We start from the raw sequence: 23,608 nt of genomic DNA on the forward strand, positions 1-23,608 counted from the left end.
GTGACCTCGGCGATGATGGGACCAATGAACACGATACCGATCCCCGCGGGGATGATGCTTGCGGTGGATTACCACATCAGGTCGCCGTGGCTGAAATAGGGCCCACCCGCCGGGTCGTATTGTGAGTAGCCCTCGTTGACGATGGGCGTCAGCATGTTGTTCAGCTCGTTGACAATCGGGGACGGGACACCGATCTGCTGCAGTGGCATCAGCAGAGGAAGGGTGGATGCGGGGATCATGTACGTGGTCGTGGTTCCCCCGAGCGAGTTCGTGACGGAGGAGACCTCCACCGCCTGAGACGGCGAGGCAAACTCGGTCGGTACGTGTAAGTAGGCGATGCCCGCCACCGCGTTCACGTCGGCGAGCAGGTGCCAGGGACGGTCGGGGGGATCACTCCAGCCCTCGTACTGGTTGTACACCACGGCCGTGTTGTATTGGCTCACCGGCGCATCGTGCACGGTGTATCCGAGGCCGGGGATGGTAAACCCGGCGGGCAGGTAGGTGTCGGCCAGGCCGCGCTGAGGGTTGGCGAACTCGACGAACGACACCAGGCTTGATGGTGGCGCGTTCGGAGCGGTAGCCAAATAAGCTTCCTCGGCGTCGATGACCATCGTGCCCTCCGACAGACCTGCCACGACCACCGGCTGCCCGGTGGCCACCGCGTTGAGGATGTCGGTGTTGAGCATCTGCTGACCGATCGCGATGGACTTGTTGGCGGTGGGTGCGGTGAGGCTGTTGATCAAGCCGGCGCCGGCTGGGTAGTTCACCACCTCTGGGCTGGTGCCGGCAAACCAGTTCTCACCAATCGCGGCATTCAGCGCCGCATACTGGGGGGCCGTCCCCCCTTCAAGCTCCTGAATGATCTTCGGGCTGTACAACGGCGAATTCATGGGGACGGTGATACGTGTCTCGCTGGATGAGACCGACCCGTGACCAGGCAAGCTTTGCGGCAAATGCTGCCACGGCACCAGTTGGCCCACCGCCGCCGAGGCCACCGCGTGATAACCGAGCATCGCGGCAACATCCTGGACCCACATCTGCTCGTACTCGGCCTCGATCGCCGCGATGGCCGAAGTGTTCTGTCCGAACAAGTTCGACTCCACCAGTGACACCAACTGCGCGCGGTTGGCCGCGACCGCCGCGGGATGCACCGTCGCGGCAAACGCCGCCTCGAACGCCTCGGCCGTCACCCGGGCCCGGGCGCCGGCTAGCTCAGCCTGAGTCGCCACCGCGCCCAGCCAGGCCACGTAGGCAGCCGCCGCCTCCCCCATCGCCGCTGCCGATGGACCCTGCCACGACCCACCCGACAAGCCCGACGCCACCGATCCGAACGAGGTCGCTGCTGACTGCAGCTCGGCGGCCAACCCATCCCAGGCGCTCGCCGCCGCCAACATCGGCCCCGAACCCATGCCAGAGAACATCCGCGACGAATTCACGTCCGGCGGCAACACCAGAAAATTCATCCGCATAATCCCATCGCGATTCGCAGATACCAGCCGGTCACGATAGTGATCCGAGGACCACGCACCGGTAACAGCATCTCACCGCGGTCAAATAGCTGCCCAACTATTCCCCATTTAGAGTCCCCATTTAGAGCAAATTCCGCCGCGACCCGCAATAAACATTCACAAATAGCTACCGCGGGCGGTAGCCGGGCGCTCCTCCTCGCGCGCGGTCACCGGATTTGCCACTTTGCCCGCGGGACGGCGCCAACGATGCGACGATGCCTCCGTGGATGACTGCGCCGCAGCCCAGGCCGTGGAGCTGATCCGCGCGTTGCGCGATCAACTGCACGAAATGACCCAACAGCTGGCGCGGCTTGAACGCCAAGGTGCCACCGCCAGGAACGGCCAACCATCGGCCATCCGGAGCGAAACGGCTGCGCTGCGCCGAGACATCAACGAGGCACAGATTCTCATCGGCCGGCTACAGCGCCGTTACCCGGACCGCGACGGACACGCCCAGCCGCGACGACTGCAGGACACCAAGCTCGCTAGGCGGGTCGTGCCAAGGTGAAGTGACGGCGCGGCCGCCCGCACTCGTTTGGGCCGCCCGGACCGGCCGAAAGTTATTGACGGACAGCGCTATTCGGCACCCCCCTCACGCAAGCCGGATCGTTGTGGGCGCTACCAGCCCGGCGGCCGCCCGCTGGGTTGAGTGCCAGCGCTCCCACGGGCATGCTTACCGGTATGCATCTGATCAGCGGAGTCCGGGACCCGGCGGCGAGTTTTCCCCTCGATACCGGAGTGGATGATGCCAAAGAGCGTCGCCAGGCCAACCGTGCGGTTGCCGTCAGTGCCGTCGGATTGGCGCTGACCGGGCTCATCGAATTGGCCATCGCGCTGGTGTCGGGGTCGGTAGCGCTGCTCGGCGATGCGCTGCACAACTTGTCGGATGTCTCGACGAGCGCCCTGGTTTTCGTCGGCTTTCGGGCATCCCGCAAAATCCCCACCGAGCGCTACCCCTACGGCTACGAACGCGCCGAAGACCTCGCCGGCATAGGTGTGGCTTTGGTGATATGGGGCAGCGCCGTGGTCGCCGGCTTTGAAAGCGTCAGCAAGCTGCTTCGACACGGTGCCACGGGTCACCTGGGCTGGGGCATCGCGGCGGCGGCCGTGGGCATCGCAGGCAATCAGCTTGTTGCCCGCTACAAGCTGGCAGTCGGCCGGCGGATTCGTTCGGCGACCATGGTTGCCGACGCCAAGCATTCCTGGCTGGATGCGTTGTCCTCGGCCGGGGCGATGCTGGGGCTGATCGGCGTGGCGCTCGGCTGGGGCTGGGCCGACGCGGTCGCCGGAATCGTCGTCACCGGATTCATCTGCCACGTCGGCTGGGAGGTAACCGCCGACATCGCTCACCGCCTACTTGACGGCGTCGACCCCGAGATCATCACGACGGCAGAAACCACCGCCGCCACGGTCCCCGGCGTCACACATGCGCACGCCCGGGCCCGTTGGACCGGCCGGACGCTACGCGTCGAGGTGGAAGGTTTCCTCGACCCCGATACTCCACTGGCAGCGGCCGACCAAATCGGTCGCAGCGTAGCTTCTGCGCTGGCGCCAAAAATCCCCGAGATGCACAACTTCACCTGGACCCCACGCGCCGCATCTTACTGAGGATCCGAATTTTCCTGTGCCGGAAACGATTCGACGACCTTGATCAACTCGTCGGCGGCTTCCCAATTCAGCAGGTGTCCTGCGCCAGGTACCGCGACGAGCCGCGCGCCGGGTATGCCCTCGGCGAGACGGCGCGAATGGCTCGGCGGCGTAGTGCGATCCGTGTCGCCGACCATGACCGCGGTCGGTACCGCAATCTCGCCGAGCCGTGGGTATCGATCTTCCTGCGAGAAGGCACGCACAATCGGTAGCAGCGGCCCGTGCTCGTCCAGGTGTCGGTCGAACAACTCGACGAACACCGAGACCATCGCCGGTGATGGTCGCGCCCCGCATTGCGCGGCACCGAACAGCGCCGCAACGGTCTTGTTACGTACCAGCCGTTGCAGGATGCCGTGTTGTAGCAGTGGGATCTGCAGTCGGTTGTGTGGTGCCCCATCCAGAATCCGGCCCGCCCAGGTGGCGAACAACACGAGCCCGCGCAGCCGCCGCGCCAGGTCGGGGTAATCGAGAACCGCGCGGATGGTGACGAATCCGCCCATCGAGTGTCCGATGAGCACGCCGTCGTGAACGTCGAAGTGTTGCAGGACGGCGGCGAGGTCAGCCGCCATGGGCCCAGATCCGATCCCGTCGGAGCCGAACGTGGAACGTCCGTGGCCGCGCTGATCGAAGGCAATGACGCGAAAACCCCTGGCTTGCAACTCGTCCCACACGAGGGTCCACTCGAGGATCCTCGCGGGGTAGCCGTGGACGAATATCACCGGCGGTCCCTGCCCGGCAACCAATGCGCGCAGCACCGTCCCATCCGGGCGGGTGATCAGCACCTCCTCGCCCTGCGGTTCGGCCATCAGCCGCTCGCGTGAAAACGGGTCCGGATTCTGTTGAATCCGCGTGACTGTCGCCCGCGCAGCGCCCCAGCCCAACCAACCCGTCGCGCCGAGCAGCGCCGCGCCCGCGGCCAGTCCCGTTCTCATCGAAAGCCGGACCGCCGGATCACGCAGGCAGTCCGCTCTTGATGGCCGCATCCTGCTTCCGACCGAGATCGAGGACGAAGTCCGGTGGCACCGGATCGTTCGGCGGGCTCTCGAACTCGAGGACGGCAAAGGCCTTGCCCTCGGTGAACATCACGATCGCTTTGGCCTTGGAGCCATCCGGCGACGGCCCGACGGCCATCTGCCCGCCGGTGCCCACATCGGCCTGCGTAGGCGTGGCCTTCACACTCAGCTCCTGAACACCCTTGGCGCTGGCATCGAGCGCCTGTGAAGCCGCGCCTGCGTCGGGGTAGACATAAATCGTGTCATCGATTTTGCGGGAGGCGCTCTGATTCGCGAAGACCCCTTCAACTCCCGCCGGGTTGGTAACCGGCAGCGTCTGCATCAGAGTGAAGGTGTCGCCCGGCACGATGATGTCGCTGGGCTTGATGAGCAAACCGCTGTAGTCGGAAGGCTGGCGGCGCCGCTACCCGATGTCGGTGTCGCGGACGGCGACGCCGCAGAAGTCGACGCAGCCGATGACGTTGACGACGACGGGCTCGACGAGTTTTTGCTTCCGCACCCGGTAACCGCCACCAAAACCATAAGGCTGCTCGCCGCCAGGCCGCCGGCCATGACCGATAGCTTCATCAGCATTGGCTCCTTGGGGGTGGTCGCAGTTGCCGGCGTCTCGCGCAACATAGCGGACCGCTGCTGCCCCCGCGTGAAATTCGGGTCAATTTCAAAACTTTGGCGCCCGTCAGCCGCGGCGGAATCGCTCGCGCAGTTGCGGATCGTTCTCCCACCACAATCCTGACGGCGCGGGACTTTGACTCTCGGCCTCTTCCACCGCGTCCAACTCGGCATCGACCTGGACCGCGTGTGCCTTCTCGTCGCGGGACAGGGCGCGCATCAGCACCAGCACAAACGGCCAGCCGATCACGTCTCCCAGGATCCACAAGACGCCGGCGCCGATCGTCTGATCGAGCCGCTGATCAGGGCCCCAGGATCGGTGCAAACCCCCGTAATAGGCCGCGCCGATCAATGAGCCCTGCCATATGACCAAACCCAGGACACCGTCGCCGAGGGCCTCGGCGACGGTGATCAGCAGCGACATCAGCTGCGGGTATTTGCGGGGAACGGGGTCGGCTTGCAGTCGGGCGTAGAAATACCCAAAACCAATCGCCACCAATAAGATTCGGGTGGGCGCGCCAATCCATTCGTTCTCGAGGGCTGCGGTGTACCAGGGCGTCAGGTAGAGCAGCCATGGCGCGCCGAGCATCGCCAGCGACGTGGTCAACGGGTGTGCGAGCACCCGGGCGAACGGCGTCGCCAACAAACGATCGATGCGGTCACGCCCCGCTGGTCCCAGCGCACCGCGCACAACGGAGACCGGCTTGCCCAGCGCGATGAAGAACGGCACGACGTAGAGCAGCAGCAACACCTGCAGCGCACGCACCCAGAACAGCGCGTAAGCGTAGGCGCCGATCACGCTCATCATGGCCACCGCCCACACCACCAGGCCAACCGCAACGCACCAGGCCTGCGCGGACGCGACCGATCGATCGGCGTTTCGGCCGTGCAGGTAGCACCACGCGTAGGCGCCGGCCACCAACGCGATTGCCGTCGCAGAGGTCAGGTCCAGATGCCAGGTCTGCACCAAAGCGGCCCATGTCAGCGGCCCCGGATCGACGCGCATGAGCACTAGCGTATTGCCGTCCGCCGGCCCGGCGAGCCGCTAGGAACCGCTGTCGGCCTTCCCACCGCTGGCCGACAGCGCCTTCGGGCAGTACACGTTGGCCGCAATCGCCGTGAACCTGGCCGCGTTGTCCCCGTGGAGCCCGGAATTCTGGGCTTGCACCGTCTTGACGACATCCACCATCTGCGTGCCCTGACCGACCGCTTGGCACACCCACTTGCCCGCCGCTATGACCCGGCCCGGGTCGGGATAAGTGATGCCGGCCGCGTGGAGTGAGGCGAGGAATGCGTCATCGTTGCTGTCCGCGGACGCGGGCGCAGCCACGCCGATCATGGCGGCAAGGCTGGTCAGCATCAGCAGGGGCTTCATGGCTCACTGATCGTCCCAGAGCGGCGACGAGCCCGCATCTCGCCTACGGCAAGAGTTGTGCACCCGACGCTGCCCAAGACGGCTGACCAGCCGCGTTCCAACCCTCCCCTTCGCATTACCCCGTGTGCGATCATGCGAAGGTCCCCTGCAAGGGAGCCTAGGAGGCAAAGACGTGGCGAAGATGCACCGCTGGCCGATCGTCCTGTCCACCGTCCTCGTCGCGGCTGCCAGCGTCACCGGTGTCGCCGCTCCCCTAGCACGAGCCGGCGACGCGCCGATCGGCCACATCGGTGACACCCTGCGGGTGGACACCGGCAAATACATCGCCGACGTCACCGTCAGCAGCGTGGCCCCGTGCGACCCGCCGCCGGGATTCGGCTACACGCGCGAGGGCGTTCCGGTCAAAAGTTTTCCAGGCAGCACGGTTGACCGGGCCGACGTGACGATCCGCGCGATCCGGGTGCCCAATCCATTCATCATGGCGACCAACTTCAGCTTCGACGGGGTGACCCCGTTCGCCGACGCCTACAAGCCGCGGCCATCCGATGCACCCGACGCGCTGGACAACGTGCTCGTGAATGCGCCGAACGGAGCGATCGTCCGCGGCGGAGTGTATTGGGATGCCTACCGCGATCCCGTCTCCAATGTCGTCCTGCTGGACAGGCAGACGGGCCAGCACCTCGCGCAGTGGAACCTTTGAGAACCCAGTCGCTGGCGATACGCGTCGTCACGACTGGTTCGGTCGACACCGAAGCGCTGGCGGCCATTGCCGCGCGCACCTTCCCGTTGGCGTGTCCGCCCTCGACGGCTCCGGAGAACATCGCGTCGTTCATCGACACCAACCTGTCGGCCGAGCGCTTCGCGCAGTATCTGGCCGATCCGGGGCGCGCGATCATCACCGCCCAGCAAGACGGCCGAATTATCGGTTACGCCATGCTGGTTCGCGGGGTCCCCGAGGACAGCGACGTAGCGCGAGCCGTTAAAAGTCGCCCGGCCGCTGAGTTGTCAAAGATGTATCTGCTGCCCCACTACCACGGCGCCGGGGCGGCGACGGCGCTGATGGAACTCACCCTGGCTACCGCCGAACAATGGGGTGTGCGATGCGTGTGGCTGGGCGTCAACCAGGCAAACCAACGCGCACAACGCTTTTACGCCAAGAGCGGCTTTACGGTCAACGGCACCAGGACGTTTCGAGTCGGCGCCCGCCGCGAGGACGACTTCGTCATGCTCCGCGAGGTCCGGTAAGCCCGGCGGTCAGCGCCACCAGCCGTGAAGTGGCCCGCAGGTACTTCTTTCGATACCCACCGGCCAGCATCTCCTCGCTGAAGATGCTGTCCAGCTTCGCCCCGGAGGCCACCACCGGGATGCCGGCGTCATAGAGCCGGTCGGTCAGCGACACCAGCCGCAACGCGACGTTCTGATCGTCGATGCGGTGCACGCCGGTCAAGAACACGGCGGTCACGCCCTCGATCAGCGTCAAATACCGCGACGGGTGCATGGTGGCCAGGTGCGCGCACAGCGCGTCGAAATCGTCAAGGGTCGCGCCGTCGACCTCCGCAGCTCGTGCCGCCACCTCCCCGTCCGGCAGCGGCGGCGGCGCCGGTGGCAGGCCGCGGTGCCGGTAGTCGGGTCCTTCGATCCGCACGGTGGTGAAAATGCTTGCCAGCGTGTGGATCTCGCGTAGAAAGTCCCGGGCGGCGAAGCGTCCCTCGCCGAGTTGCTCGGGCAGCGTGTTGGAGGTGGCGGCCACCGACACACCCCGCTCGACCAACGATGAGAGCATCCGCGAGATCAGGGTGGTATTGCCGGGATCGTCGAGTTCGAACTCGACGATGCACACCGCCGTGTAATCGGCCAGCATATCGATGCACTCGACGAAGCCGAACACCCCGGCAAGCTGGGTGAGCTCCCCAAATGTGGCGAACGCCTTGGGCGTTGGGGCCTGCGACGCCCGATCTGGCCCCGAGCCGGGCAACCGGTAATAGGCGGAGGCGAGCAGGTGGGTCTTGCCCACGCCGAAGCCGCCGTCCAAATACAGCCCGACGCCGGGCAACACCGCCCGTTTGCCGAACAGTTTGCGGCGGCCCGCCCGGCGCTCCACGGCCTGCCGGCAGAAGTCCTGACACGCCACGACGGCAGCTGCCTGGGTGGGTTGCGCCGGATCGGGACGATACGTCGCGAAGCTCACGTCGGCGAACGTTGGCGGCGGCCGCAATTGAGCGATCAACCGCTCCGGCGACACGGTCGGATGCCGATCCACGAGGCGAGCCACTGGGCCGGAAGGGGACCCGTGCATGCACGAACTGTAGCGGCGTGCTGCAATCGAGCTCATGCCCCTCTCTGACGCCGGCGGGGCCGCCGGGACCCCGGAGACGTCGCTGACGCTGCTCGGGTCGCTACGCGAACTGGACGACGCCGAACTCTCCCAGCTCTACGACTATCCGAAACGGGACGGGACCTGGGTGCGGGCGAATTTCATCACCAGTGTGGACGGCGGCGCCACCGCGGACGGCAAGAGCGGTGGAATGGCGGGGCCCGGCGACCGATTGATTTTCAACTTGCTGCGCGAACTTGCTGACGTCATCGTGGTCGGCGCGGGCACGGTGCGGACCGAGGGTTATTCCGGCGCGCAGCTGAGCGTCGCCCAGCGCCAGCGGCGGCAGGCCCGCGGGCAAAACGAGGTCCCGCGACTGGGAATTGTCACCAAGTCGGGTCGCCTGGATCGCGACATGCCGGTGTTCACCCGGACCGAGGTGCCACCTCTGGTGCTCACCTGCACGGCCGCAGCGGATGAGACGCGCCGTCTGCTCGCCGACCTTTGCGAGGTGGTCGACTGCTCCGGCAGCGATCCCGGCGCGGTCGACGAGGCCGCCATGCTGGCGATCCTCGGGGCTCGCGGAATGCGCCGAATCCTCACCGAAGGCGGCCCGACGCTGCTCGGCGCGTTGATCCAGCGCGACATGCTCGACGAGCTGTGTCTGACGATCGCGCCGATTCTCGTCGGCGGCCTGGCCCGACGCATCGCCTCGGGTCCGGGCCAGCTGGTGACCAGGATGCGCTGTAGCCACATCCTGACCGACGATGCCGGCTACCTGTACACCCGCTACGTGAAGGCCTGATCTCACCGCAAACTGGCTACTGTGGTCGGCATGAGTCGGCAGATCACGTCAGCCACCGTGCTGCTCGCGGTGACCACAGTGCTGGCCGGCTGCGTTCCGGGCCTGGCCGCAGATCCGCGCTTTGCCACCAATTCGGGGGCCCGGCCGCAAGGCGTGGCCCCCACGAAGCCTCCTGCGAGCGGTCCGCCACCGATCGCGGCACCCAAGAACGACTTGTCCTGGCATGACTGCACGTCGCGGGTGTTTGGGGACGCCGGGGTCGCGGCGGCGCCCGGCGTCCAGCTGGATTGCGCGAACTACGACGCCGACCTCGACCCGGTCAACGGCGGATCCGGGACCGTGAGCATCGGTGTGGTGCGCGCGCGCTCGAATCAGACCCCGCACGATGCGGGCCCCCTTGTCTTCACCACCGGATCCGACTTGCCGTCCTCGACTCAGTTGCCGGTCTGGCTATCCCGGGCGGGCACCGACGTGCTGCAAACCCACCCCATCGTCGCCGTCGACCGCCGGGGCATAGGCATGTCGAGCCCGATCGACTGCCGGGGTCACGCCGAACGTCAGGAGATGCGCGAGCAGTCGCAATTCCAAACCGGCGATGACCCGGTCGCCAACCTTTCGGACGTCGCGAACACCGCCACCGGCAGCTGCACCGACGCCCTCGCGCCGGCCGGTGGCTCCGCCTACGACAATTCACACGCCGCTTCCGACATCGAGCGACTGCGCCACCTCTGGGACGTGCCCGCAGTCGCGCTGGTCGGGATCGGCAACGGCGCCCAGGTAGCGCTGACCTACGCGGCGTCACGGCCTGACAAGGTCGCCCGAGTGATCCTCGACTCGCCGATTGCGTTGGGGGTCAACGCCGAAGCGGCCGCCGAGCAACGGGTCAAGGGCCAGCAGGCCGCGCTCGACGCCTTCGCCGGCCAGTGCATCGCGGTGAACTGCGCGCTGGGCCCCGATCCGAAGGGGGCGGTCAGTGCGCTGCTGGCCGACGCCCGCGCCGGCAAGGGACCCGGCGGCGCGTCGGTAGCCGCGGTCGCCAATGCCATCACCGTCGCCCTGGGCTTCCCCTCGGGCGGCCGCGTCAACGCCACCACCGGCCTGGCCGCCGCGCTGGCGGCCGCCCGCTCCGGAGACACCAACCAGCTGAACAACCTCATTGATCACGCCAACGCCACCGACGACTCGGACGGCCAGTTCGTCAACTCCTGCAGCGACGCGATCAACCGCCCCACGCCGGACCGGGTGCGCGAACTCGTGGTGGCGTGGGCGAAGCTCTATCCCCAATTCGGCACCGTCGCCGCGCTCAACTTGGTCAAATGCGTGCACTGGCCCACCGGATCGCCGCCGGCGCCGCCGAAGGATCTCAAGGTCGACGTCCTGGTCTTGGGTGGGCAGAACGACCCGATCGTGGGCACCGAAGGTGTCGCCGCGACAGCAGCCACCATCATCAACGCCAACGCGGCCAGCAAGCGGGTGATGTGGCAGGGCATCGGTCACGGCGCCAGTATCTATTCGCCCTGCGCGGTTCCCCCGCTGATCGGCTACCTCAACAGCGGCAAGCTACCGGGAACCGACACGTATTGTCCCGCCTGAGGCTTCGGGGTCCGCGCCGGTGTACGGTGCGCTGGTGACGGACGCTGAATCGACCCGAACCGGCTTGCGCGATCGGGTGCTGACCGCTTTTCGTCCTCGCACCAGCGCACCGAGTGCGGCGGCAATTCTGCGGTCGGTGTTGTGGCCGCTGGCCATTCTCTCGGTGCTGCACCGCAGCATCGTACTCACCGCCAACGGCAACATCACCGACGATTTCAAACCGGTGTACCGCGCGGTGCTGAACTTCCGGCACGGCTGGGACATCTACAACGAACACTTCGACTACGTCGACCCGCACTACCTCTACCCACCCGGCGGCACGCTGCTGATGGCGCCGTTCGGCTACCTGTCCTTTACGCCGTCACGCTATTTGTTCATCCTGATCAACACCGCGGCCATCCTGATCGCGTGGTACCTCTTGCTGCGGTTGTTCAACTACACACTGTCATCGGTGGCCGCGCCCGCCCTGCTGCTGGCCATGTTCTGCACCGAGACGGTGACCAGCACGCTGGTGTTCACCAACATCAACGGGTGCGTCCTGCTGCTGGAGATGCTGTTCTTGCGCTGGCTGCTGGACGGCAAGGTCGGCCATCAATGGTGGGCCGGCCTCGCTATCGGCGTGACGCTTTCGCTCAAACCTCTGCTCGGGCCGCTGCTGTTGCTGCCCCTGCTGAACCGTCAGTGGCGGGCACTGGTGACCGCTTTGCTGGTCCCCGTGGTCACCAATCTGGCCGCGCTGCCGCTGGTCAGCGACCCGATGGACTTCTTCACCCGCACGCTGCCCTACATCCTGGGCACCCGGGACTACTTCAACAGCTCGATCGAGGGCAACGGCGTGTACTTTGGCCTGCCCACCTGGCTGATCGTGTTCCTGCGGATCCTCTTCACGGTGCTCGCGATCGCCAGCCTGTGGCTGCTGTACCGCTACTACCGCACCCGCGACCCGCTGTTCTGGTTCACCAACTCGGCGGGCGTGCTGCTGCTGTGGTCGTGGCTGGCGCTCTCGCTGGCCCAGGGCTACTACTCGATGATGCTGTTCCCGTTCCTGATGACGGTGGTGCTGCCTAACTCGCTGATCCGCAACTGGCCGGCGTGGCTGGGGATCTACGGCTTCACGACGCTGGACAACTGGCTGCTATTCCACTTTATGAGGTATGGCCGCGCGCTGCAGTATCTGAAGATCACCTACGGCTGGTCTCTGCTGCTGATCGTGGTGTTCACCGTGCTCTACTTCCGTTATCTGGACGCCAAAGCCGAGCAGCGGCTGGATGGAGGCTTGGATCCGGCGTGGCTGACGGCCGAGCGGGAGCGCGCTAGCGTGGACGCATAGGCGCCAGCGACGATGCAGAGCGAAGCGATGAGGAGGAGTGGCGCAAATTGACTAATCCGAACGTGCAACTGACCGACGACGAGTGGCGGCAGAAGCTCACGCCAGAAGAGTTTCACGTGCTGCGTCGCGCCGGCACGGAGCAGCCGTTCACCGGTGAATACACCGACGCCAAAACCGAGGGCGTCTACCAATGCCGAGCCTGCGGCGCTGAATTGTTCCGCAGCACGGAGAAATTCGAGTCGCACTGCGGCTGGCCGTCGTTTTTCGACCCGGCGAACTCCGACGCGGTGATCCTGCGTCCCGACCATTCGCTGGGCGCCACGCGGACCGAGGTGTTATGCGCCAACTGCCACAGCCACCTGGGCCATGTGTTCGCCGGTGAGGGCTATCCGACGCCGACGGATCAGCGCTACTGCATCAACTCGATTTCGTTGCGCCTGGTTCCGACGGGCTAGCCCCGCTACCCACCTAGCGGCCGAGCGTCGACTTGTCGCGGGGATTTCGGCCAGATTGGCCCAACAAGTCGACGTTCGGCGAAGACGTCAGTCCACCCGCGTGGCGTGGACTTCCCAGAACGGGGCGTGTACCCGGCCGTTGACCAGCCACGGCTCCATCGCCCGGAACCGTTCCAGCAGCGTCTGCACCTGCTCGGCCATATCGGGATTTCGCGCGGCCATCATCTCGATCGTCTGAAGGCTCATGTTGACCTGGTAGGTGGTCGTACCCAGGTAGGTGATCTGCCAGCCGCCGACCGGAAGCACGTCATGAAAGTCGCTCTCCGACAACGACCGCATCATTTTGAAGCCGTTGACGTCGTGCTCGCCGAACTCGAACATGTGGAGCCGAGCTCCGGGCTTGGTGGCCCGGTGCAGCGCCTGGATATAGGACTTCTGCAGGTCGGGATCGGTGCTGAAGGTGTGGTAGAACGCGCAGTCGACGACGGTGTCGAACCGGTTGTCCAGCCCCTCCAGCTTCGTGGCGTCGGCCAGTTCGAAGTTCACCGACACCCCGGCCTTCTGCGCGTTCTCCCGGGCCCGCTCCAGCGCGCCCGCCGACCCGTCGATGCCGGTTGCCCTGTAGCCCTTGGAGGCGTAGTAGATGGCGTGGTGACCCGGGCCGGTGCCCGGGTCGAGCACCTCGCCTCTGATCGCGCCCAGTGCGACCAGTTGCTTGACCACCGGCTGCGGACCGCCGATGTCCCACGGGGTGGCGGCAGGCAATCCGTGCGACGTCCGCTCGTCGCGATACATCTCCTCGAAGCGGGTGGGATCGGTCGGGTCGGGTTCGGTCATGGCAGGGCGTTCACCAACTGCTCGACCGGCACCCGCGGCCCGGTGAAGAACGGCGTCTCCGCACGGGTATGCCGGCGGGCGTCGGTGGCCCGCAGGTCACGCATCAGGTCGACGATGCGGTCCAGCTCAGGTGCCTCGAAGGCCAGGATCCATTCGTAGTCGCCGAGCGCGAACGCCGGCACCGTGTTGGCGCGGACGTCCTTGTACCCGCGGGCGGCCATGCCGTGCTCGGCGAGCATGCGGCGGCGTTCCTCGTCGGGCAGCAGGTACCACTCGTAGGACCGCACAAACGGATACACGCAGACGTAGGCCCCGGCCTCCTCCCCGGCCAGAAACGCCGGGATATGGCTCTTGTTGAACTCGGCCGGCCGGTGCAGCCCCACGCTGCTCCACACCGGCGAGCAGGCCCGTCCCAGCGTGGTGGTGCGCCGGAAGTCGGCGTAGGTCGCTTGGAGCGCTTCGACCCGTTCGGCGTGGGTCCAGATCATGAAGTCGGCGTCGGCCCGCAGTCCAGCCACGTCGTAGAGGCCGCGCACCACCACACCACGCTCCTCCTGCTGCTTGAAAAAGGTCGACGCGTCATCGATTACGGCGTCGCGCTCCGCTCCAAGCTCGCCGGGCCGCACCGAAAACACCGAAAACATCAGGTAGCGAAGCGTCGCGTTCAGGGCGTCATAGTCGAGTTTGGCCATGGCACCTATCGTGCCACTTCCGCGTCCAAGCCCTCGACGGCCCTGATGACACGCTCGGCCGCCCGGCCGGCCGCCCCGACACACGCCGGCACGCCGATGCCGTCGAGATAGCTGCCTGCCACGGCAAGCGTCGGCGGCAGGCCGGCGCGCAGATCGGCGATCACATCCGCGTGGCCGGGGCCGTACTGCGGCATCGCATCGATCCAGCGCTGAACATAGACATCGATCGGTTCGACGGCCAGCCCGAACACGGCGGCCAGGTCACCCACCGCCCAGGCCAGCAGCTCGTCGTCGGGGGTGCTGGCCGTAACGTCGTCGCCGAAGCGCCCGAACGAGAACCGCAGCAGCTGCGCGTCACCGCGCGAACCCCACTTGCGTGACGACAGCGTGATCGCCTTGGCGCGCAACGGCTCACCGCTGGCCACCAGCACACCGGAACACTGAGGGAACGGGGTATCGACGGACACGGCGAGCGCGACCACCGCCGACGACGCACTGACGATCCGGCTCGCGGCCGCGGCCGTTGGCGGAGCAATCTCCCGAACCAGCTGCGCCAGCCGCCAGGCCGGAACGGCCAGGATCACCGCATCCGCGTGCCAGCGGGCGCCGGTGTCATCGAGCAGCTCCCAGCCGGGTTTGGCGGCCTCGAGCCGTTGCACCGCGGCACGGATCCAACGAAGCCCGCTGCGCCGGACAAGCTCGTCGATGAGCACCTGATAGCCGCCGTCGAGCGCTCCGAACACCGGCGCGCCGGTGGCCGGCGGCAAAACCTGCCTGACCGCGTCGGTCAGGCTGGTGGCGCCGCGATCGAGGGCCGCCAGCAAGGTGGGGGCGGCCGCCCGCAGACCGATCGTCGCCGCCGAACCCGCATACACCCCGGTCAGGAGCGGATCCACCGACCGGGCCACCGTCTGCGCGCCGAACCGGTCGCCCACCAATTCGGCCACCGCGGGATCGCCGCCCGGCTGCCAGTCCAGCCGGCGGCCGGGTTCGGCGTCGATAAGCGCGACCGTCGCATCGTCGACCAATCCCGCCACCGAAGCCGCCGACGACGGGATCCCGACGAGCGTGCCCGCGGGCAGCGGGTGCAACTCCTGCCGGCTGTAGATCAGTGGCCGGGCACCGGTGGTGGCCAGTTGACGTCCGGACAGGCCCAGCTCGGCCAGCAGCGCCGGCATCTCGGGCCGGCGAAGCACGAAAGCCTCGGCACCCACGTCCATCGGCCGTCCGCCGACCAGCTCGGTCCGCAATATGCCGCCAAGCTTCTCGCCCGGATCGAACAGCGTGATGGTCGCGTCGTCGCCGATGGCCGCGCGTAGCCGGTACGCGGCCGTCAGCCCCGAAATCCCCCCGCCCACGACACAATACGTGCGAGCGGTCATAGCGAGTGGACCAGCGACACCAGCTCGGTCAGCACGCCGGGATCGGTTTCCGGCAGCACCCCGTGGCCGAGGTTGAAGACGTGGCCGGCCGCGCCCGCGTCAACGGCGCGGCGTCCGTCGTCGACCACGGCCCGCGCGGCACGTTCCACCGCCGGCCAGCCCGCCAGCAGCACGACCGGATCCAGGTTGCCCTGCAGCGCCGTGCCGGCTTCGACGCGGGTGGCGGCGTCGGTCAAAGCGGTTCGCCAATCCACGCCGACGACGGTTTGACGCCCGGGCTTCAGTGCTTCTGACATCGCGCCGAGCAACTCGGCGGTCCCGACCCCGAAGTGCGTCATGGGCACGCCATATTCGGCGAGGCTGGCGAATACCCGCGAGCTGTACGGCAGTACGTACTGGCGGTAGTCGGCCAGCGACAGCGTTCCCGCCCACGAATCGAACACCTGGATGGCGTCTACCCCGGCGTCGATTTGACCGCGCAGGAATGCGACGGTGAGATCGGTCAGCTTCGACATCAGCGCGTGCCAGCTCGCTGGTTCGGCCAGCATCATCGCCTTGGTGCGGGCGTGGTTACGGCTGGGGCCGCCTTCGACCAGGTAGGACGCCAGCGTGAACGGCGCACCGGCGAAACCGATCAGCGGAACCTCGCCCAGCGCGCCAACCAGCAGCGAAACCGCTTCGCATACCGGCTGAATCGCTTGTGGATCAAGGGTTTTCATGGCGTCGATGTCGGCTTCGGTGCGAACCGGGTGCGCCATCACCGGCCCGACGTCTGCGACGATGTCCAAGTCGACGCCCGCGGCACGCAACGGCACCACGATGTCTGAGAACAAGATCGCCGCGTCGACGCCGTGGCGACGTATCGGCTGCAGGGTGATCTCACAGACCACCTCGGGCTCGAGGCAGGCCGCCAGCATGCTGTGCCGTTCGCGCAGCGCCCGGTATTCGGGCAGCGAACGACCGGCTTGGCGCATGAACCACACCGGCACCCGGCTGGGTTTGCGTCCGGTCACAGCGGCCAGATACGGCGACTCGGGAAGCTCGCGGCGAGTACGCGGGTGAGTGTTCATTGGCCTCAATGCTGCCATGGTGCCGGGCGCGACCCGATTGCCCGCCCGGTGCGCCCAACGCCGCTGCGTAATATCAACCCGGTGTCAGTAGCGCCGAGCTCAGTCGATTACGACGAATTCCCCAGCCTCCGCTTCGAACCGGGCGATAACGGCATTCTCACGCTGGTTCTCGACGCCCCCGGGCTGAATTCGGTCGGGCCACAAATGCACCGCGACCTGGCCGACATCTGGCCGGTGATCGATCGCGATCCCGCCGTGCGCGTCGTTCTGGTCCGCGGTGAGGGCAAAGCGTTTTCCTCCGGCGGCAGCTTCGACCTGATCGAAGAAACCATCGGTGATTACGAGGGCCGGATCCGCATCATGCGCGAGGCGCGGGACCTGGTGCTCAACATGATCAACTTCGACAAGCCCGTCGTGTCGGCGATCCGGGGACCGGCCGTCGGCGCGGGTCTGGTGGTGGCGTTGCTCGCCGACATCTCGGTGGCGGGCCGAACGGCGAAACTCATCGATGGGCACACCAGGCTCGGGGTCGCCGCGGGTGACCACGCCGCGATCTGCTGGCCGCTGCTGGTCGGCATGGCCAAGGCCAAGTACTACCTGCTGACCTGTGAGACGTTGCTCGGCGAGGAAGCCGAGCGCATCGGCCTGGTTTCCACCTGCGTCGACGACGACGACGTGCTGCCCACCGCGACCCGCCTCGCCGAGAATCTGGCCCAGGGCGCGCAGAACGCGATCCGCTGGACCAAGCACAGCCTGAACTACTGGTACCGCATGTTCGGGCCCACCTTCGAAACATCGCTCGGCCTGGAATTCCTCAGCTTCAGCGGCCCCGACGTCCAGGAAGGCCTCGCCGCGCACCGCGAGAAACGCCCGGCGCGTTTTACCGGCGGAACTGCCACCTGAACAGGCCGAATAGTCGTGACAAGGTCAGGTAACGGCTTGGTCGCGACGGGTGCGTGGCTCGGCGCGCCTGTCGCGGCGTGTCGGCCGAGGGGTCTACCGTCGAACGCTGTGACCTGCATTGGCGACGATGCAGAGCGCAGCGATGAGGAGGAGCGGCGCCATTGACCTCAGCTGAACCGGGCCCATTCCGGGAGGCCGTAGCGGCGATGAACGCGGTGACCGTGCGGCCGGAGATCGAGCTGGGCCCGATCCGACCGCCGCAGCGCCTGGCGCCCTACAGCTACGCGCTGGGAGCCGAGGTCAAGCACCCCGACCTCGAGATCGTCCCGGAGCGATCCGAGGGTGACGCGTTCGGTCGGCTGATCTTGTTGTACGACCCGGACGGCGCCGAAGCCTGGGATGGAACCATCCGCCTGGTCGCTTACATCCAGGCCGACCTGGACCCCAGTGAGGCCGTCGACCCGCTGCTGCCGGAGGTGGCCTGGAGCTGGCTGGTCGATGCGTTGGAGGCCCGCACCGAGCACGCCACCGCGCTGGGCGGCACTGTCACCGCCACCACATCGGTGCGCTACGGCGACATCTCCGGACCGCCACGCGCCCACCAGCTGGAGCTGCGGGCATCGTGGACGGCTACCACCCCGCAAGTCGGGGTCCATGTCGAGGCGTTCTGCGACGTGCTTGAGCACGCCGCGGGCCTACCGCCGGCCGGGGTCACCGACCTGGGCTCGCGATCACGCGCCTGACATGTGCGAACCGTCGGCCCATGGGCCCGGCAGCACCGCGCCCGGGAGCACCGAACCCGAAACCACCCCACTGCTCCACCCGGCCGACGGGGTTCCCGACGTCGCCGTGACCGTCCGTGAGATCGAGGCGGCCGCACGGCTCCTGGACCGTGGGCGCGGACCTTTCGCGGTGGACGCCGAGCGAGCGTCGGGGTTCCGCTACTCCAACCGGGCCTATCTGATTCAGATCCGGCGGGCAGACGCCGGCACGGTCCTCATCGACCCGGTCAGCCACGGCGGTGACCCGATTGCCGCGATGGGGCCCGTCGCCGAGGTGCTCAACACGGACGAATGGATTCTGCACTCCGCCGATCAGGACCTGCCCTGTCTGGCCGAAGTCGGCATGCGTCCGCCGGCGCTGTACGACACCGAGCTTGCCGGACGGCTGGCCGGGCTCGAGCGGGTGAACCTGGCGACCATGGTCGAGCGGATGCTGGGTTTCGGGTTGGCCAAGGGCCACGGCGCGGCCGATTGGTCCAAGCGCCCGCTGCCCGCCGAGTGGCTCAACTACGCGGCCCTGGACGTGGAGCTGCTCATCGAGCTGCGCGCGGCGATCTCGAATGTCCTCGCCGAGCAAGGTAAAACGGATTGGGCCGCCCAGGAATTCGACTATTTGCGCGCCGTGGGTTCGCGAGAGATTGCGCCGGCTGCGCGACGGGACCGCTGGCGACGAACGTCGGGGATCCATCGGGTGCGTGACCGGCGCGGCCTGGCCGAGGTTCGCGAGCTGTGGTTGGCGCGCGACCGGATCGCCCAGCGCCGCGACATCGCGCCTCGCCGCATCCTGCCGGATTCGGCCATCATCGACGCCGCCATCGCCGACCCCAAGACGCTCGAAGACCTTGTCGCGTTGCCGGTTTTCGGCGGGCGCAACCAACGTCGCAGCGCGGACGTCTGGTTGGCGGCGCTGGACGCGGCCCGGCAAAACCAAAATCCGCCGGACGAACTCGAGCCGCCGCCCGGGCCGCCCCCGCCGGCCCGGTGGAGCAAGCGGAAACCAGAGGCCGCCGCGCGGCTGGACGCGGCCCGGGCGGCGCTGGGGGAAGTGTCGCAGCGGGTGGGGGTTCCCACGGAAAACCTGATCTCACCCGACTTGGTACGACGGCTGTGCTGGGACTGGGAGGTCGCGCCAGACCCCCTCAGGGCTGTCGAAGAGTTCTTGCGCACCGGCGAGGCGCGGACATGGCAGCGAGAGCTCGTGGACCCCGTTCTGGCTCGGGCGGTGCAGCCCCCGGCTGACGCCGACAGCGTTGACCGTTAGTCGAGGTGCTCGCGGATGTCCGCTTCGGGAACGCAAGCGCCCAGCGCGGCAACCCATCCGGTGATCCGGCGGGCCACGTCCTGGTCGGTCAGCCCGAGATCGGCCAACACCTCACCCCGCGAGGCGTGATCGTAGAACTCCTGCGGCAGCCCGACGTCGCGGCAGGGAGTGTCGATCTCCGCACGCCGCAGCGCGGCTGACACCGCCGAACCAACCCCGCCGTTGACGCCGTTATCCTCGCATGTGACGAGCAATTTGTGCTGCGCCGCCAGTTCGAGAACACCGTCAGACACCGGCAGCACCCAACGCGGGTCGATCACCGTCACGCCGATCCCCTGGTTGTGCAGCCGCTTGGCCACCGCCAGCGCCATCGGCACAAACGCGCCGACCGCCACCAGCAGCACGTCGTGGTTCAACCCAGCGGCCGGCACCGCGAGCACATCGATACCCGAGACGCCCGACCCGCGCCGCTCGAAGGCCGGAACGTCTTCGCCCACATCACCTTTGGGGAACCGTATCGCCGTCGGACCGTCATCGATATCAAGCGCCTCACCGAGTTCCTCACGCAACCGGGCGGCGTCGCGGGGCGCGGCCACCCGGATGCCGGGCACGATGTTCAACATCGACAAGTCCCACATGCCGTTGTGGCTGGGGCCGTCCGAGCCGGTAACCCCGGCCCGATCGAGCACCAGGGTGACGGGCAACTTGTGCAGCGCCACATCCATCATGATCTGGTCGAAGGCCCGGTTGAGGAACGTCGAATAGATGGCCACCACCGGGTGCATGCCGCCCATCGCCAGGCCGGCGGCCGACGTAATCGCGTGTTGCTCGGCGATGCCGACGTCGAATAAGCGATCGGGAAATCGTTGCCCGAACGCCGTCAGCCCGGTGGGGCCGGGCATCGCCGCCGTGATGGCCACGATGTCGCGGCGCTTCTTGGCGTAGGCGATCAACGCGTCGGAGAAGGTCGCCGTCCAGCCCGGGCCCGCGATCTTGGTGGCCTGGCCGGTGACCGGGTCGATCGGGACCGTCGAGTGCATCTGCTCGGCCTCGTCGGCTTCGGCCGGGGCGTAACCCATGCCCTTGCGGGTAGCGACGTGCACGATCACCGGGCCACCGAAGCCGCGGGCATGGCGCAACGCGGCCTCCACCGCGCGTTCGTCGTGACCGTCGACCGGGCCGACGTACTTCAGGCCGAGGTCGGTGAACAGGAGCTGCGGCGCCAGTGAGTCCTTGACGCCGGCTTTGACGCTGTGCATGAAGTGGTAGGCGATCTCACCGATGAGGGGCACAGCGCGCACCAAGTCGCGGCCGCGCTCCAGTGCGTGCTCATAGGCCGGCTGCAGCCGCAGCGTCGCCAGGTGGTCGGCCACACCGCCGATCGTGGGCGCGTAGCTGCGGCCGTTGTCGTTGACCACGATGATCACCGGACGCCGGGAAGCGGCGATATTGTTCAGCGCCTCCCAGCACATGCCGCCGGTCAGCGCGCCGTCGCCAACCACCGCGACCACGTGCCGGTTGCGGTGTCCGGTCAACTCGAACGCTTTGGCCAGGCCGTCGGCGTAGGACAGCGCGGCGCTGGCGTGGCTGGACTCCACCCAGTCGTGTTCGCTCTCGGCGCGGGACGGATACCCCGACAGCCCGCCCTTTTTGCGCAAGCTTTCGAAGTCCTGGCAGCGTCCCGTCAACATCTTGTGGACGTAGGCCTGGTGACCGGTGTCGAAGATGATCGGGTCGTGCGGTGAGTCGAACACCCGGTGCAGAGCCAGCGTCAGCTCGACCACGCCCAGGTTGGGTCCCAGGTGCCCCCCGGTGGCAGCAACCTTGTGGATCAGGAACTCGCGGATCTCGGCGGCCAGATCGCGTAGTTGCTGTTGGGAAAGGTGCTGCAGATCAGCGGGCCCGCGGATCTGTTCCAGCATCCAGCCAGTCTACGCAGCGACCGTCAAATGACTACCTTCTTACGTGGCGCATCCGGCCCGGGGTGAGCTGGAGCACACCCCGACGTATTGTCTGAAGATATGCGCGCCGCGGAACTCACCGAGGACTTCCCGGTCGTCACCGTTGACTCCGATGCCCTCGACGCCGCCCGCCTGCTTGCCGAGCACCGCCTGCCCGGAATAGTCGTCACCGACAGATCCGGAACACCCTTCGCGGTGCTGCCGGCTTCGCAGGTCGTCCGGTTCATCGTGCCCCGATACGTGCAAGACGATCCCTCGCTGGCCGGTGTGCTGAATGAATCCATGGCCGACCGCGCCGCGGACAAGTTGGGCGGCAAAACGGTCGGTGACATGCTGCCGGACCACCTGACCAATGTGCCGTGGGCGCATGCGGACGACACGATCATCGAGGTGGCCGCGGTAATGGCGCGGCTGCGAAGCCCGCTGATCGCGGTGGTCAAAGATAAGACGTTGGTCGGCGTCATTACCGCATCGCGCCTATTGGCTGCGGCTTTGAAACACTGAGCAACACTGATACTCCAAAAGCCTTGACAACACAGGACAATCGATGAGCGTCGTCGCGGTCGCTGTGTTCGTCGTCGCCTACGCGTTGATCGCCAGCGATCGCATGCACAAGACATTGGTGGCGCTGGCGGGCGCGGCCATCATGGTCGCCTTGCCGGTGATCAACTCCGACGACGTCTTCTACTCCCGCGACACCGGAATCGATTGGGACGTCCTCTTTTTGCTGCTGGGCATGATGATCATCGTCAGCGTGCTACGGCAGACCGGTGTGTTCGAATACACCGCGATCTGGGCCGCCAAGCGCGCCCGCGGCTCCCCGCTGCGCATCATGATCCTGCTGGTGTTGGTCACCGCGTTCGCGTCGGCCTTGCTGGACAACGTCACCACCGTGTTGCTGATCGCTCCGGTCACGCTGCTGGTGTGCGACCGGTTGGCCATCGGCCCGGCATCGTTTCTGATGGCAGAAGCGTTCGCGTCGAACATCGGTGGCACGGCGACATTGATCGGCGATCCGCCCAGCATCATCATCGCCAGCCGGGCGGGCCTGAGCTTCAACGACTTTCTGATCCATCTGGCACCGATAGTGATCATCATCGTCGGCGTCTTCGTCGCGCTGTTACCGCGCCTGTTTCCGGGCGCATTCGCCGTCGACCCCGAGCGGGTCGCGGACGTCATGTCGCTGGAAGAGCGCGAGGCCATCCGCGATCCGCGGCTGCTCATCAAGTGCCTCGTTGTCCTGGTCGCCGTCCTCGCCGGGTTCGTCGCCCACAAGCCGCTGCACATGGAACCGTCCCTGGTGGCGCTCGTCGGCGCGGGCATTCTCATCGTGATTTCCGGGCTGGAGCAGTCCGATTATCTGTCCAGCGTCGAATGGGACACGCTGTTGTTCTTCGCCGGACTGTTCGTGATGGTCGGGGCTCTGGTCAAAACCGGTGTCGTCAACCAGCTCGCGCGGATGGCCACCGCGACGATTGGCGGGGACGCCTTGTTGGCGACGATGTTGATCCTCACGGCGTCGTTCGTGTTCAGCGGCCTGATCAACAACGTTCCGTATGCCGCGACGATGGCGCCGATCGTCGCCCAACTGGTCCCGGCGATGGGCCACACCAACCCGCAGGTGCTGTGGTGGGCCCTTGTCCTCGGCACCGACTTGGGCGGCAACCTCACCGCCGTCGGGGCCAGCGCCAACGTCGTCATCCTCGGAATCGCCCGACGAGCCGACAGCCCCATCTCCTTTTGGGAATTCACCCGCAAAGGCGCGGTCATCACGACGATCTCCGTTGGGCTGTCCGCGCTCTACCTGTGGCTGCGGTACTTCGTGCTCAGCTAGCTGTATTGACCTGCGTGCGTGAAGATTCGGAGGACAGATCCTCGGCGTCACGGCTCCGATGTCATCGTGGCGAGTAGGGGCCTCCGGTCAATCCGGTCGCGGCCCGCGCAACGCTGACCGGACTTCTTCATGGCGGCCTCGGTGGGCTCCGGTGTGCTTGCCTCGCTGATGCCGAACCATGCATGAAGCCGGGCCATCGGCTTGGGCGCCCACCAATTGGCGCGCCCCAGCACGTGC

The 23,608-nt window shown here is 66.9% G+C and carries 24 protein-coding genes and 1 pseudogene; 13 read left to right on the top strand and 12 right to left on the bottom strand.

Going from position 1 to position 23,608, the window contains the following annotated elements; translation table 11 throughout:
- Nucleotides 1-68 precede the first annotated feature (68 nt).
- Complete coding sequence (locus ACLP4W_RS21050; RefSeq protein ID WP_442389259.1) at nt 69-1,463, bottom strand: PPE family protein; 1,395 nt, start codon at nt 1,461-1,463, stop codon at nt 69-71.
- 268 nt (nt 1,464-1,731) lie between these two features.
- On the opposite strand from ACLP4W_RS21050, the gene ACLP4W_RS21055 reads away from it, so the two are divergent.
- Entirely contained in the window at nt 1,732-2,016 is a 285-nt protein-coding gene (locus tag ACLP4W_RS21055) for a hypothetical protein (RefSeq protein WP_442389261.1), read from the top strand.
- A 173-nt stretch (nt 2,017-2,189) separates the two neighbouring features.
- Nucleotides 2,190-3,116, top strand: coding sequence for a cation diffusion facilitator family transporter (locus tag ACLP4W_RS21060; RefSeq protein WP_442389263.1), 927 nt, complete (start codon nt 2,190-2,192; stop codon nt 3,114-3,116).
- Here the strand turns inward: ACLP4W_RS21060 and ACLP4W_RS21065 are convergent.
- The 4 genes from ACLP4W_RS21065 to ACLP4W_RS21080 form a co-directional block, all read right to left on the bottom strand.
- Entirely contained in the window at nt 3,110-4,087 is a 978-nt protein-coding gene (locus ACLP4W_RS21065) for an alpha/beta fold hydrolase (protein WP_442389265.1), read from the bottom strand. The genes ACLP4W_RS21060 and ACLP4W_RS21065 overlap by 7 nt on opposite strands.
- Before the next feature lie 19 nt (nt 4,088-4,106).
- Nucleotides 4,107-4,541, bottom strand: coding sequence for a hypothetical protein (locus ACLP4W_RS21070; RefSeq protein ID WP_442389268.1), 435 nt, complete (start codon nt 4,539-4,541; stop codon nt 4,107-4,109).
- A gap of 303 nt (nt 4,542-4,844) precedes the next feature.
- The gene (locus tag ACLP4W_RS21075; RefSeq protein WP_442389270.1) at nt 4,845-5,783 is read right to left on the bottom strand and encodes a cytochrome c oxidase assembly protein; all 939 of its coding nucleotides are present in this window, start codon (nt 5,781-5,783) and stop codon (nt 4,845-4,847) included.
- 39 nt (nt 5,784-5,822) lie between these two features.
- Nucleotides 5,823-6,152: a DUF732 domain-containing protein gene (locus ACLP4W_RS21080; RefSeq protein ID WP_442389272.1), complete on the bottom strand. Its 330-nt coding sequence runs from the start codon at nt 6,150-6,152 to the stop codon at nt 5,823-5,825.
- A 181-nt stretch (nt 6,153-6,333) separates the two neighbouring features.
- Here ACLP4W_RS21080 and ACLP4W_RS21085 point away from each other — a divergent pair, with 181 nt between their 5' ends.
- Both ACLP4W_RS21085 and ACLP4W_RS21090 read left to right on the top strand, forming a co-directional pair.
- Complete coding sequence (locus ACLP4W_RS21085; protein WP_442389304.1) at nt 6,334-6,852, top strand: hypothetical protein; 519 nt, start codon at nt 6,334-6,336, stop codon at nt 6,850-6,852.
- Nucleotides 6,840-7,397 (top strand): GNAT family N-acetyltransferase, encoded by a 558-nt coding sequence (locus tag ACLP4W_RS21090; protein ID WP_442389274.1) that lies wholly within the window; start codon nt 6,840-6,842, stop codon nt 7,395-7,397. Before ACLP4W_RS21085 ends, ACLP4W_RS21090 begins: the two co-directional genes overlap by 13 nt.
- On the opposite strand, the gene zapE is transcribed toward ACLP4W_RS21090, so the two are convergent.
- Complete coding sequence (gene zapE / locus ACLP4W_RS21095; protein ID WP_442389276.1) at nt 7,375-8,484, bottom strand: cell division protein ZapE; 1,110 nt, start codon at nt 8,482-8,484, stop codon at nt 7,375-7,377. The genes ACLP4W_RS21090 and zapE overlap by 23 nt on opposite strands.
- Here zapE and ACLP4W_RS21100 point away from each other — a divergent pair.
- The 4 genes from ACLP4W_RS21100 to msrB are packed head-to-tail and all read left to right on the top strand — an operon-like array spanning nt 8,483 to nt 12,649.
- Entirely contained in the window at nt 8,483-9,271 is a 789-nt protein-coding gene (locus tag ACLP4W_RS21100) for a pyrimidine reductase family protein (protein ID WP_442389278.1), read from the top strand. The genes zapE and ACLP4W_RS21100 overlap by 2 nt on opposite strands.
- A 12-nt stretch (nt 9,272-9,283) precedes the next feature.
- Nucleotides 9,284-10,864, top strand: coding sequence for an alpha/beta hydrolase (locus tag ACLP4W_RS21105; RefSeq protein WP_442389306.1), 1,581 nt, complete (start codon nt 9,284-9,286; stop codon nt 10,862-10,864).
- 19 nt (nt 10,865-10,883) lie between these two features.
- The gene (gene aftC, locus ACLP4W_RS21110; RefSeq protein ID WP_442389280.1) at nt 10,884-12,194 is read left to right on the top strand and encodes an arabinofuranan 3-O-arabinosyltransferase; all 1,311 of its coding nucleotides are present in this window, start codon (nt 10,884-10,886) and stop codon (nt 12,192-12,194) included.
- Nucleotides 12,195-12,241: 47 nt separating this feature from the next.
- A complete protein-coding gene (gene msrB / locus ACLP4W_RS21115) occupies nt 12,242-12,649 on the top strand; it encodes a peptide-methionine (R)-S-oxide reductase MsrB (protein ID WP_442389282.1) in 408 nt (135 codons plus the stop codon).
- Nucleotides 12,650-12,736: 87 nt separating this feature from the next.
- Here the strand turns inward: msrB and ACLP4W_RS21120 are convergent, their stop codons facing one another.
- Genes ACLP4W_RS21120 through hemE form a run of 4 tightly spaced genes read right to left on the bottom strand, consistent with a single transcriptional unit; the run spans nt 12,737 to nt 16,630 of the window.
- Entirely contained in the window at nt 12,737-13,486 is a 750-nt protein-coding gene (locus ACLP4W_RS21120; RefSeq protein WP_442389284.1) for a class I SAM-dependent methyltransferase, read from the bottom strand.
- Entirely contained in the window at nt 13,483-14,178 is a 696-nt protein-coding gene (gene hemQ, locus ACLP4W_RS21125; RefSeq protein ID WP_442389286.1) for a hydrogen peroxide-dependent heme synthase, read from the bottom strand. Before hemQ ends, ACLP4W_RS21120 begins: the two co-directional genes overlap by 4 nt.
- Nucleotides 14,179-14,183: 5 nt before the next feature.
- A complete protein-coding gene (locus ACLP4W_RS21130) occupies nt 14,184-15,560 on the bottom strand; it encodes a protoporphyrinogen oxidase (protein ID WP_442389288.1) in 1,377 nt (458 codons plus the stop codon).
- The gene (gene hemE, locus ACLP4W_RS21135) at nt 15,557-16,630 is read right to left on the bottom strand and encodes a uroporphyrinogen decarboxylase (RefSeq protein ID WP_442389290.1); all 1,074 of its coding nucleotides are present in this window, start codon (nt 16,628-16,630) and stop codon (nt 15,557-15,559) included. Before hemE ends, ACLP4W_RS21130 begins: the two co-directional genes overlap by 4 nt.
- An 81-nt stretch (nt 16,631-16,711) precedes the next feature.
- Here hemE and ACLP4W_RS21140 point away from each other — a divergent pair, with 81 nt between their 5' ends.
- From ACLP4W_RS21140 to ACLP4W_RS21150, 3 genes and pseudogenes are all read left to right on the top strand, one after another.
- On the top strand, nt 16,712-17,533 hold the full coding sequence (locus ACLP4W_RS21140; protein ID WP_442389292.1) for an enoyl-CoA hydratase/isomerase family protein: 822 nt from the start codon (nt 16,712-16,714) through the stop codon (nt 17,531-17,533).
- A gap of 108 nt (nt 17,534-17,641) precedes the next feature.
- Nucleotides 17,642-18,276: pseudogene (locus tag ACLP4W_RS21145) on the top strand (DUF3000 domain-containing protein).
- 1 nt (nt 18,277) lies between these two features.
- Nucleotides 18,278-19,576 (top strand): HRDC domain-containing protein, encoded by a 1,299-nt coding sequence (locus tag ACLP4W_RS21150; protein WP_442389294.1) that lies wholly within the window; start codon nt 18,278-18,280, stop codon nt 19,574-19,576.
- On the opposite strand, the gene dxs is transcribed toward ACLP4W_RS21150, so the two are convergent.
- Nucleotides 19,573-21,498: a 1-deoxy-D-xylulose-5-phosphate synthase gene (dxs, locus tag ACLP4W_RS21155; RefSeq protein ID WP_442389296.1), complete on the bottom strand. Its 1,926-nt coding sequence runs from the start codon at nt 21,496-21,498 to the stop codon at nt 19,573-19,575. The genes ACLP4W_RS21150 and dxs overlap by 4 nt on opposite strands.
- A gap of 99 nt (nt 21,499-21,597) precedes the next feature.
- On the opposite strand from dxs, the gene ACLP4W_RS21160 reads away from it, so the two are divergent.
- Nucleotides 21,598-22,041 (top strand): CBS domain-containing protein, encoded by a 444-nt coding sequence (locus ACLP4W_RS21160; protein ID WP_442389298.1) that lies wholly within the window; start codon nt 21,598-21,600, stop codon nt 22,039-22,041.
- Between the two features lie 43 nt (nt 22,042-22,084).
- Nucleotides 22,085-23,371, top strand: a complete 1,287-nt coding sequence (locus ACLP4W_RS21165; RefSeq protein ID WP_442389300.1) for an SLC13 family permease — start codon at nt 22,085-22,087, stop codon at nt 23,369-23,371.
- A 47-nt stretch (nt 23,372-23,418) separates the two neighbouring features.
- On the opposite strand, the gene ACLP4W_RS21170 is transcribed toward ACLP4W_RS21165, so the two are convergent.
- Nucleotides 23,419-23,608 (bottom strand): hypothetical protein (locus ACLP4W_RS21170; protein ID WP_442389302.1); only part of this gene is annotated, 190 nt, incomplete at its 5' end.

It is taken from the genome of Mycobacterium sp. (assembly GCF_052145595.1).
GTDB lineage: Bacteria > Actinomycetota > Actinomycetes > Mycobacteriales > Mycobacteriaceae > Mycobacterium.